This window comes from Bartonella sp. P12B, from assembly GCF_055796185.1.
Window position 1 is genome coordinate 38,849 of the sequence record NZ_JBTTDI010000009.1, and the last position, 9,781, is coordinate 48,629.

Here is a 9,781-nt window from a genome sequence, read left to right on the forward strand (position 1 = left end):
AACGGACCTCTCTTTTATTTGTTCTTCGCTCATTCCGCAGTATGCCTCACACTGGAGTGGGGGCTGCCGCTCTATGGTGGCTTATTGGTGCGTTTATACCCTCAGAACGGGTTTGTAAAATGAGGGAAAAAATCATCCTGCTTCCTTTGGATTGTTGCAATTTGCCTCTTACAATTTTAGGGGGAAGGCCTTTGTTGCTGAAAGAGATAAGGATTGTAACTGTAATTCTACAGAAAAAACAGGAAGAATTGGATCTCTTGGCTGTTTTGAAAATTGTGGTTTTAGGGGCAAAACAAGACCACACAAAAACAGCTTGTAAAGGGTAAGACGTTAGGGGCAATTTATTTTTGTTTTGTATGCTGTGAGCGTGATTATGGGAAGAGAGTAGGGGAAAAACTCTCTTTTGTGGGCGATTCTGTTCTAAGCTCATCTCAACTCCTGTTGTCGGTGGGGCCCCCTAGGGGCGACGTATGAGAGCTTAAGAAGCTTCTCTCAACGATCGTGTGCGTGTGGGATGTCCGTTCAATGTGTGAGAGTGCTCAAAGAAAGTTGTGGCTGTTTGGTTGGGATGGATCAACTTTTTATTCGTTGGTTGGAGCCAAGACAAAAAAGCCTGAGTAAATTCAAAAATAAAAGTTGACAGATGTGTTGCTCTGAAAAATCAATCATGGGTAAAAATCCTTTGTTGAAAGGATTGTCGTTTAAGAAGAGTGTTAAAGATTTGATGTTTTCTGTAAAAATGTAAAAATGTAAAAATGTAAAAGCGTGAAAACGTGAAAGAGCAAAGAGAGAAGCTTTGTAAAGCATGGGCTTTTGTAAACGCAATAACAGAGGGAAGAAGACAGGAGAGAGTTATAGAGGGGAGAGCTCTGTTAGGGAAACAAAAAGGCGCAAAGAGGAAAAATAAACGGGGCTGTAAACAGATGCGTGAGGAAGCCTTCGAACCTGTTCATCAGAAGAAGGACTGAGTATAGAGAAGAATGAGTTGGAGAGAAGACGAAAAAATCCGCTAAAAGAGTTTGGAGAAAATGCGAGACACTCCTTGTGTGTCCTTGTTCTCAAAAGAAGAGGTTAACAGAGAGGCGAAAGCTTTTGAAACAAAGAACAAACAGAGAGGAATTGCTTTTTAAGTGTTTCTCAACAGGGGTAAGTTTAAAAGAATTAAAAATATTATCTGTCAATTTATCCTATTGGCGTGCCCCTTGTCTTCCTTCCTTCAAGGAAAGAAAGGAATGCGATAAAGAAAATGAATTTTTAGAAAAAATGCTGACTGGAAATCTCTATAAAAGAGCAGTGCGGGAATTGATTTTTTAAGGATTGCAAAACGCTAGAGAGAAATAGATTGTCATTTTATCAAAATGATTGATGACACACCCCTTTAATGAAAAAACCTTTCCTTTTGTGTTGAATTCTTGTTCACAAAACCAACAAAATAAGCTATGAACGCTGAAAAATATTACGTAATCTTAGAAAAAATAGCATATAATTTTAAATATATATACTGTAAAGGAAATGATTATTTATGTCAAAAGAAGAAGTTTTAGAATTTTCTGGTATCGTAACGGAACTCTTGCCCAATGCAATGTTTCGCGTGAAACTGGAAAATGATCATGAAATTATTGCCCATACTGCCGGAAGAATGCGCAAAAATCGTATTCGTGTGTTAGCCGGTGATAAAATTATGGTCGAAATGACCCCCTATGATTTGACAAAAGGGCGTATTACATATCGCTATAAGTAAGCGATCGGTGGTTTGCATTTTCTGTGAAAATGGCGTTCTTAATCATTTCTAAAAGACCTTTGATGTTTTGTCAAAAGTGACAATCAAAAAAGACAACAGATTAAACTGTTCTTAAAGAATGCATGAAACCATTGAAATATATCAATGGCGTCAAAAGGAGTGGGGTATGACGTCAATTTATCCTTGAGGGGCAAAAATGCAAAATTTAACCAAAACCTTCTTGGGAAAAGCACGGGTAAAAAAAAATCTTTCTCAAGAAATACAGTTGGTGCTCGCTTCTGCTTCACCACGCCGCTTGGCGCTCTTGGCACAAATCGGTCTTGATCCTCATTATGTGCATGCAACAAATATTGATGAGACACCAAAATTAAAAGAACATCCCGCAAATCTCGCTAAACGTTTGGCAAGGGAAAAAGCCCTTAAAGCACAACAAACACTCCTTTGGGGGAAAAAAAACAATAAAACAAATTTATCAGCAGAGAAAAAAGCAGAGTTGTTAGCCGAAAAAACCATGATTTTAGCGGCTGATACTGTCGTGGCCGTGGGAAATGTTATTTTGCCTAAACCAGATAGTGAAGACGAGGCTTATGAATGTTTACGCTACCTTTCGGGGCGCTCTCACAAGGTCTATGGCGGGATTTGTGCCCTCAATGAAAGCGGGAAAATAGCCGTCAAATTGGTTGAAACCCGTGTCCGCTTTAAACGGTTAACGGCCCCCATGATGAGGGCTTATCTTGCTTCTGGGGAATGGCAAGGAAAGGCGGGTGGATACGCTATTCAAGGAAAGGGCGGGGCTTTTGTCGTTAATATCCTTGGATCTTATTCTAATGTGGTCGGCTTGCCATTGGCTGAAACAATGGATCTTTTGTTGGCTTATCGTTATCCAGTTCTGGAAAATTGGAGAGGAGAAATTTGCTAAAAACTGCACAAAGGGGAAAAGCCAAAATGGAAAAAACGAGGCAGAGAACTCTAAAAGCCAATAAAAAATCAGCAGAAAAATCAAAAAAATAAAACAGTGAAAAATCAAGCAAAATGCCCGAAAAAACAACAAAAATACAAAAAACATCAAAAAAGATAAATTTAAGGCAAAGATCATCTTCTCTTCGTCCTGCGCACCCTTGTCCAATTTGTGGGCAAATGGCACAACAAAATGCTTATCCTTTCTGTTCAACACGATGTCGAGCTATAGATCTTAATCGATGGCTTTCTGGGGCTTATATCTTGCCTGCGCCAACGCAAATGAGTGATGATGAAGCTTAAAAAGCTGTTTTAAAATGTTGAAAATGTGATTGAGAGTGTGGGAAAAGGGTGCAAACAGACAAGAGAAGAAGACTGTTCTTTAAAAAATAAGGTATTTGCGCTGAGGGGGAAGACAACGATGTGCTCAAAATGTTTGAAATGCTTGTCTTGAGGGATATGGGCTTTTGAGAACCGTGAAGAGTAAGAATTCGAGTCCTAAAGAAAATGGGCACTTTAACTTTATGGTCATGGGGGGGATAAAGATGGTGAGAGAAGTTGGATGTTTGAAAAAACAAAAGACTTTTTAAAATTAAGCTATTCTTTTATTCAGAATAAAAATTAGATCTGAAAAATCATGAGAAAAGTTAAAAAACAGCCGCAAAGAGGGAACAAACTATTCCTTACGCTCATTTTTTTTTAATGAAGGTGAGGAATGTTTCTTCATAAAAAGAAATGGGTTAATTCGTTTTCATAATCTTCCAAGTTTTTCCATCAGACATATACATAATTTTTTGGCCTGTGGTGATTTTTCGTATCTCATGGTGGGTATGAATTGAGGCACTCAAGACTGCTATATTATCTACGAAGATTGATTTCCACATAAAGGAGCTAGGGGATGGAAAAAAGATATTGGGTGCCCAAGCGCCATTTTTTAAACGAATGACAATAAGATCTTCTTTTTTCAATTTATCCGAAATGGTCTGTGCTGAGAGATCTTTCCCGTTGGCAATGGTGATCCCTCGTGCTCCTGGTGAGGCTAATCCCTTAAGATCGCTTATACTATTCATGCACGTGCTGCCCTTACATGCTATTTGGACGACATAAGGATCTTTACAGGGGCCTTTAGCTGAGGCATTCAGAAGTGCTTGGTATGTATAATCAGCTATAGGGCTGAAAAAGGTGGAACTTTGCGGGCTTAATACATAACAGGAAGTAAGATGCCTTTTCCAACGAGAATGGTCTTCAACAAAACTTGAAGATTTATGGAGTTTGCCAAATGATTCTGGAACTTCAATAACACCAACGGTCGTTTCTTTATCGGTTATAAGGTCGATTATTGTTGCTGTAACAAGATTGCCCTTCTTGGAAACATCTAATTGATAGCGACGCCCTATTTGCCACGGAAATGCAATTTCACAGCGTACTCCGGAGCCCTTATGGGTAAAATGTTTACATTGATCATTCTTCCATCCCGTTGCATTCCAGATAGAAAAGTGAACGGTACGGGATCCTCTGTTGAATAAACCAATATAGCCACTCTTGCCGTTTTGAAATTGAAATTGGTTCCCCCAAAAATAGATGGACTGAGGTCCACCATCGTAAGTGATTTGTTGAAAAAAAGAAAATGTATCGAATGATCTATTGTGAGGCCATTCGTGCTCCATCGTAACAACTTTGTCGGCAAAAACAGCGTAACTTGGTTTGCTTATGAGAAAAAAGAAAAGAATGAATAATGTCTTTTTTACACGATAATTCATACTTAATCTCCTTGATTACAAGAAAGATAGTATTTTCATAAATATTAAAAAATATAATCGATGTTTTGTTAAGAAAAAAGAGAAAAATAACTTTATCTTCAATATAAACTGTATAGCCTAAAATACTAATTGTTTACAATAAAAATCCTATTTATACGATTCTTTCTGTTGTTAAAATTTAAATTTTTAAGAGTGGAACGTGAATGGGAAAGTTCGGTGGAGGCAAAGAGAAAGTACCCATTTTCTTGAAAAATGATATCGTGTTTCTCTCCCTTCTTGTTGTTCGTTATGGGGCTTATAAAAACCAGATTCGTTTTAACATTACGGTTCTTCTTCATGTGGTATCATTTGTGATGCGGGGGAGGATTTGTTTGATCCTTTTAAGAGGACTCTTTTATGGAAGGCTGAGGGGAATAAAAGCGCGATGGTGGGGTAAGATTAAGGAAAAAATAAACTGGAAAAAATCAAAAATAAAACAGGAATAAAATTAAGAAATACCCGAAAAAACAACAAAAATACAGAAAAGATTAAAAAAAACAACGTGAACGCAAAGGGTATTTTCTCTTCGTCCTCGCGTATCCTTGTTGTCCAATTCGTGGTCAAATGGCACAACAAAATGCCTCCCTTTTTTGTTCAATACGATGCGGAGCCATCGATCTTAATCGCTGGATTTCCGGTGCTTATATTTTGCCTTCGCTAACGCAAGTCACTGATGAGGAAGACGTGAAAATGAGAGGCGCAAAAATACTAAAATTGTGCTTTTAAAAGCAGAAAGAAGGAGAAGTCCAAATCAGTGGAGAGAAATTCGAAAAAAAATTTCAGAAGAAAATGTGAGAAAGAAGACAAAGGGGCGGCTTGAAGAGGCAAAGACTATTGGAGAAAAGCAAGCCTTAGTGGGGGGGGAGTTGTCAAAAATCAATCCTTTCAAATCGAGAGCGTATGAAGCTTTTGCTTTGACGAGCAAAAATAGGGTCGAAGCTGGAAAAAATTTGACTGTTTGAGGTCGAAAAAAGCTGAATGCCTTAGCAAAGAGTTTTTGCAAGCTAAGGCATTCTGTTCCCTCGCATAAAGAAAAAGAATGAGAGGGGGAAAGTAATTGGAAAAGGGAAAAACAAAAGCATTGAGAAAAATAACGCCTAGAAAATCAAGTTTACGCTTTTTTTCTCGTGCTTTTAAAGTGGCGGATTCAGGATTCTTTATCCTTAAGGAAGAATCCTAGAGAAAAAAATCACTTAGTATGTTTGTATCATTTTCCATTTTTTACCATCAGATCTATACATAACTTGCCGCCCTTGGGCTATCTTTTGTGTGTCGTTATCGATATCAAGGAAAGTGTGAGACGTTGCTTGATTGTCTACAAAAATTAATTTCTTCTTTAATGGACCAGCCGGCGGGAAAAAGATCTTTGGGGCCCACTGATCGTCTTGGAGGCGAATAGCAATAAGCTCCTCTTCCTTTAAGGCATTAAAAAGAGTTTGTGCCGAAAGATCTTTCTTATTGGCAATAATCAGTTTTGGAGCCGTGGGCGATGGGACTCCACCAAGATCATTGATATTATTGATGCAACCATGCTTATTGCAAAATGTTTGAACAACATAAGGGTCATTACAGTTTTCCTGAGGAGAGGCTTTTAACGCTGCTTTGATTGTGTTGTTGCCGATCGGGTTCAGAAAAATGGAACTTTGCGCATCTAACGTAAAACACGACTGGTTCCCTTTTTTTCTATGAGAATGATTTTTGATAAAACTTGAAGATTTATGAAATTTGCCAAATGTAGCGGGAATGGCAATGATACCGATCATGGTGGTTTTTTTCGTGATAAGGTCGGTCATTGTTGCTGTAACAAGATTTCTAGATTTGGAAACATCAAGTTGATAACGATGCCCTATTTTCCATGGTAAGGAAACTGTGCAGCGCACTCTTGGACTCTTTTTGGTAATATGCTTACATTTGCCATCTTTCCATCCTAAGGCATTCTCGATAGAAAAGTGAAGGGTATGGATGTCCTTTTTAAAGAAACCAATATATCCATTTTTGCCATTTTGAAACTGAAATTGGTTGCCCCAAAAATAGATCGAACGGGGATCACCACCGTAAGTGATTTGTTGAAAAAAAGAGAGCTTATCAAAAAGGACATTTTTAGGCCATGTGTGCTCCATCGTAACAATCTCACTGGAAGAAAGCGCAAAACTTGGTGCACTGATCAGAAGAAATAAAAATATTAAGGGCACTTTTTTTCCATTACGCTGCATCTTTAACCTCTTTGTGGCTAATCTAGTTACGTCAATCCATAAACATATCTTCAATATTTTGTTAAGACACAAAATGATAAATACCCTTCTTTTTTACGCGAGAAGAGGAGGGGCTAAAGCGGGGTTTTTTAAGGGGCGTTTGTCGGCTCTGCGTGAGCGTTGAGATTGAAACTCTAAGGCGTGCGCTATTAAGGGGTGCTTTGATGTGGGGTGTTTTATGAAAAATTACTGGGTTTGTTGAAAAATGACAGCAGCTTTCTGTTTTGCCTCTTGCTATGGCACTTGTGAGAACCCATATTCATTTTAACACAACAACGCTTCTTCATGCTGCCGCGTTCGTTGTGTTTTACAGGGGTTGATTCGTCCTTGTGGGGTGGGTTGGCGCGTAAAGTGCGGTGGTGGTCTAAAGTAAGGGAAAAAAATGAATTTGGAAAAATATAGCGAACGGTTACAGGGGTTTGTGCAAACAGCGCAACAGAACGCTCTTTCTTCTGATCATCAACAGTTTCTGCCGGAACATTTCCTTAAAGTGTTGTTAGACGACCCGCAAGGATTGGCTGCTTCCCTCATTCAAAGAGCCGGTGGGGATCTTTCCCTCATTCAAAAGACACTCAAAGAATCGTTGGAGGCTTTGCCAAAAGTTCAAGGGGGAAATGGGCAATTGTATTTGTCGCAACCATTGGCAAAGGTTTTCGCTATGGCGGAAGAGGTTGCGCAAAAAGCCGGCGATCAGTTTGTCACCGTGGAGCGTATGCTGCAAGCGCTTCTCATGGAAAAAGCTGCAAAAACTGCCGATATTTTAACAAAGGGCGGGCTAACGCCTCAAGCCCTTAATCAAGTCATCAATGATTTGCGTAAGGGAAAGACGGCAACAAGCCCCCATGCTGAAAGTCAATATGAGGCTTTGAAAAAATATGCCCGCGATTTGACAAAAGATGCAAGCGAAGGAAAATTGGATCCTGTCATTGGTCGAGAAGAAGAAATTCGCCGTACCATTCAGGTGCTTTCTCGTCGGACCAAGAATAATCCCGTGCTGATCGGTGAGCCTGGTGTGGGAAAAACCGCTATCGTTGAAGGTTTGGCTTTGCGCATTGTCAATGGCGATGTGCCGGAAACTTTGCGCGATAAGCAACTCTATGCGCTCGATATGGGGGCGCTTATCGCTGGGGCAAAATATCGCGGCGAATTTGAAGAACGCCTCAAAGCCGTGCTGGCTGAGGTGCAAGCCGAAAATGGACAGATCATTCTGTTTATTGATGAACTGCATAATCTCGTTGGAGCTGGAAAATCTGATGGTCCTATGGATGCTTCTAACTTGCTTAAACCCGCTCTTGCGCGTGGTGAACTCCATTGTGTGGGCGCAACAACACTTGATGAATATCGCAAATATGTTGAAAAAGATGCCGCTCTTGCCCGCCGCTTCCAGCCCGTCTTTGTGCCTGAGCCAAATCTTGAAGATACGATCTCTATTTTGCGCGGTATTAAAGAAAAATACGAACAACATCACAAAGTGCGCTTGGCCGATAGTGCTTTGGTTGCTGCGGCAAGGTTATCTAACCGTTATATTACCGATCGCTTCTTGCCTGATAAAGCTATCGATCTTATTGATGAAGCCGCCGCACGCTTGCGCATGCAGGTCGATTCAAAACCTGAAGAACTCGATGCTCTTGATCGGCGTATTTTACAGTTGAAAATTGAACGTGAAGCTTTGAAAACAGATGTCGAGCCAACGGCAAAAACACGTTTGCAAGCCGTGCAGGACGAACTCAAAATCTTGGAACAGCAGTCTGCTGAAATGACAACCGCTTGGCAAGCTGAAAAACAAAAATTAGGGCATGCCGCCGATTTGAAAAAACAATTGGAAGAAGCACGCAATGCTTTGGCTATTGCTCAGCGTGATGGACAATTTCAACGCGCTGGAGAATTAGCTTATAGCGTTATTCCTCAGCTCGAAAAACAATTGAGTATGGCCGAAAATGATGATCAACAAAATCATCTGGTCGAAGAAACCGTCACTGCTGAACATATCGCGCGGATTGTTTCACGCTGGACAGGAATTCCCGTTGATCGGATGCTCGAAGCTGAACGGGAAGCATTGTTGCGCATGGAAGACGAAATTAGTACCCGCGTGGTGGGACAGGGGGAAGCTGTGCAAGCTATCGCCCGTGCTGTCCGGCGCGCACGCGCAGGGTTGCAAGATCCCAATCGCCCTCTTGGTTCCTTTATGTTCCTTGGACCTACCGGTGTGGGGAAAACCGAATTAACCAAAGCACTTGCTGCTTTTCTTTTCCAAGATGCTAATGCAATGTTGCGCATTGATATGTCTGAATATATGGAAAAGCATGCTGGAGCACGCTTGATTGGCGCACCGCCCGGATATGTCGGATATGAAGAAGGAGGCGTGCTTACCGAAGCCGTACGCAGAAGACCTTATCAGGTCATTCTCTTTGATGAGATTGAAAAAGCGCATCCCGATATTTTTAATCTCTTGCTCCAAGTCTTGGATGAGGGGCGCTTGACCGATAGCCAAGGACGAACAGTGGATTTTCGCAATACCTTGTTGATTATGACCTCAAATCTTGGTGCTGAGTTTTTAACCGCTTTGCCTGAAGGACAATCAACCGATCAGGCGAAAAATGATGTCATGAATGTGGTAAAAGCTGCTTTCCGTCCTGAATTTCTTAACCGTATTGATGAGATTATTCTCTTTCAGAGATTGCAACGCCACGATATGGAAGCAATCGTTGATATTCAGATGCAACATTTGCAAAAGTTACTTGATGAGCGCAAAATAACCTTGCAGATCGATCCAGAAGTGCGAAAATTCCTCGCCAATAAAGGCTATGATCCCCTCTATGGTGCGCGTCCTCTCAAACGCATTATCCAAAAAGAAATACAAGATCCGCTTGCAGAAAATATCTTATTTGGAAAAATTCACGATGAATCAACCGTGAAAATTGTCAAGCAAGGGGACCAGTTGACTTTTTTGCCTGAGGGTTGAAAATATTCTCATAAGAGAATGTTCCTGTTAGGGTGTTCCTGTTAGGGTGTTCCTGTTAGGGTGTTCCTGT

At 40.6% G+C, this 9,781-nt stretch carries 9 protein-coding genes; 7 read left to right on the forward strand and 2 right to left on the reverse strand.

The window, feature by feature from the left end:
* Positions 1 to 41: 41 nt before the first annotated feature.
* The 4 genes from AC0QT1_RS06485 (at position 42) to yacG (AC0QT1_RS06500) (ending at position 3,001) form a co-directional block, all read left to right on the forward strand.
* Positions 42 to 326, forward strand: a complete 285-nt coding sequence (locus AC0QT1_RS06485) for a hypothetical protein (protein ID WP_473201908.1) — start codon at positions 42 to 44, stop codon at positions 324 to 326.
* A 1,196-nt stretch (positions 327 to 1,522) separates the two neighbouring features.
* Positions 1,523 to 1,741 (forward strand): translation initiation factor IF-1, encoded by a 219-nt coding sequence (infA, locus tag AC0QT1_RS06490; protein WP_004857577.1) that lies wholly within the window; start codon positions 1,523 to 1,525, stop codon positions 1,739 to 1,741.
* Between the two features lie 196 nt (positions 1,742 to 1,937).
* Complete coding sequence (locus AC0QT1_RS06495) at positions 1,938 to 2,660, forward strand: Maf family nucleotide pyrophosphatase (RefSeq protein WP_473201057.1); 723 nt, start codon at positions 1,938 to 1,940, stop codon at positions 2,658 to 2,660.
* A gap of 113 nt (positions 2,661 to 2,773) precedes the next feature.
* Positions 2,774 to 3,001: a DNA gyrase inhibitor YacG gene (gene yacG, locus AC0QT1_RS06500; protein WP_473201058.1), complete on the forward strand. Its 228-nt coding sequence runs from the start codon at positions 2,774 to 2,776 to the stop codon at positions 2,999 to 3,001.
* 437 nt (positions 3,002 to 3,438) lie between these two features.
* Here yacG (AC0QT1_RS06500) and AC0QT1_RS06505 read toward each other — a convergent pair whose 3' ends face one another.
* Positions 3,439 to 4,458: a DUF3472 domain-containing protein gene (locus AC0QT1_RS06505; RefSeq protein ID WP_473201909.1), complete on the reverse strand. Its 1,020-nt coding sequence runs from the start codon at positions 4,456 to 4,458 to the stop codon at positions 3,439 to 3,441.
* Between the two features lie 591 nt (positions 4,459 to 5,049).
* Between AC0QT1_RS06505 and yacG (AC0QT1_RS06510) the strand changes: the two genes are divergently transcribed.
* Positions 5,050 to 5,223 (forward strand): DNA gyrase inhibitor YacG, encoded by a 174-nt coding sequence (yacG, locus tag AC0QT1_RS06510; RefSeq protein ID WP_473201066.1) that lies wholly within the window; start codon positions 5,050 to 5,052, stop codon positions 5,221 to 5,223.
* Positions 5,224 to 5,288: 65 nt separating this feature from the next.
* Positions 5,289 to 5,459 carry a hypothetical protein gene (locus tag AC0QT1_RS06515; RefSeq protein WP_473201060.1) on the forward strand — a complete coding sequence of 57 codons (171 nt, stop codon included), beginning with the start codon at positions 5,289 to 5,291 and terminating at the stop codon, positions 5,457 to 5,459.
* A 231-nt stretch (positions 5,460 to 5,690) separates the two neighbouring features.
* Here AC0QT1_RS06515 and AC0QT1_RS06520 read toward each other — a convergent pair whose 3' ends face one another.
* Positions 5,691 to 6,710, reverse strand: coding sequence for a DUF3472 domain-containing protein (locus AC0QT1_RS06520; RefSeq protein WP_473201910.1), 1,020 nt, complete (start codon positions 6,708 to 6,710; stop codon positions 5,691 to 5,693).
* Positions 6,711 to 7,131: 421 nt separating this feature from the next.
* On the opposite strand from AC0QT1_RS06520, the gene clpB reads away from it, so the two are divergent.
* The gene (gene clpB, locus AC0QT1_RS06525; protein ID WP_473201062.1) at positions 7,132 to 9,711 is read left to right on the forward strand and encodes an ATP-dependent chaperone ClpB; all 2,580 of its coding nucleotides are present in this window, start codon (positions 7,132 to 7,134) and stop codon (positions 9,709 to 9,711) included.
* The last annotated feature ends 70 nt before the right edge of the window (positions 9,712 to 9,781 follow it).